We start from the raw sequence: 255 nt of genomic DNA on the forward strand, positions 1-255 counted from the left end.
TCGGCTTCTTCGTCAACACCCTGGTACTGCGCACCGACACCTCCGGCGACCCCGGCCTGCGCGACCTGGTCGAACGCGCCCGCACCACCGACCTGGCCGCCTACGCCCACCAGGACCTGCCCTTCGAACAACTCGTCCACGCCCTCCAACCCGCCCGCTCCCTGGCCCGCCACCCCCTGTTCCAGGTCATGATCGTCCTGCAGAACAACGCCCGCGCCGCCCTGGACCTGCCCGGCCTGACCGCCCACCCCCTCG

The 255-nt window shown here is 71.8% G+C and carries 1 protein-coding gene; it reads left to right on the top strand.

Features of this window, described 5'->3' with window-relative positions; genetic code table 11:
- Nucleotides 1–255 (top strand): condensation domain-containing protein (locus QC029_RS31500; RefSeq protein WP_279559153.1); only part of this gene is annotated, 255 nt, incomplete at both ends.

Source organism: Streptomyces sp. DH37, from assembly GCF_029813835.1.
Taxonomy (GTDB): Bacteria; Actinomycetota; Actinomycetes; order Streptomycetales; family Streptomycetaceae; genus Streptomyces.